General features: G+C 45.6%; 2 protein-coding genes. Both read right to left on the bottom strand.

The features are described from left to right. On the bottom strand, nt 1-227 hold a 227-nt coding region (locus A3729_RS29575), incomplete at its 3' end, for a DUF3333 domain-containing protein (protein WP_156498230.1). Continuing rightward, a partial coding sequence (locus A3729_RS29570) for a PstC family ABC transporter permease (protein ID WP_156498229.1) occupies nt 224-758 on the bottom strand: 535 nt, incomplete at its 5' end. The genes A3729_RS29575 and A3729_RS29570, both read right to left, overlap by 4 nt.

Genomic DNA, 758 nt, shown 5'->3' with positions numbered 1-758 from the left:
CGACGCGTGGACTTAGCATTTCGCTCAGAAAACTCTACTTCAACTTGCACATAAGCTTGCTTCACAGCAGGCGCAGCAGTACTAAGGATATCGACCATGAAGAAGATCAGAAACGACAGAGTAAATACGACGGAGCTCTTTGCGAAAAGTTTGAAAAATCGCGAGGCACGATGCCGTTTACTTAAGGTCGGGTCGTAAAAAGGGTTAGAATTCTGTTTTGAAGTCATAGCCTGCTTATCTTGTATTTTTCTTTAAACTTACGGATTTGGGACAACGAGACCATATTGAGAATCAATGTGATCACAAATAAGACCAAGCCTAAGGCAAAAGCCGAAAGCGTTTGCGGTGAGTCAAAGGCGTGATCCCCGACAAGGGAGTCAACAATTCTCACTGTTACGGTGGTCATATCTTCTAAAGGGTTCCACGACAAATTTGGTCTAAGACCGGCAGCCATAACCACAATCATGGTTTCACCAATCGCTTTAGCAAAGCCAAGCAAACAGGCTGAGATAATACCCGGAAGCGCAGAGGGTAAAACTATATTTTTGATCGTCTCGCTTTGCGTCATACCTAACGCATAGGCGGCATTGCGTTGACTGCTTGGTACAGAACGAAGTACGTGATCACTCAAGGATGAAATGACCGGAATAATCATAACGCCCATCACCAAGCCGCTTGCTAGTGCGCTATTAAGAGCAGCATCGACACCAAACTGTTCTGCTATTGCCACGATAGCTGGAGCCACTGTCAACGCAGCA

The sequence above is a fragment of the Oleiphilus sp. HI0043 genome (genome assembly GCF_001634935.1).
The sequence above is the reverse complement of the archived record's forward strand: the minus strand, read 5'-3'. Positions and strand labels throughout refer to the sequence as shown.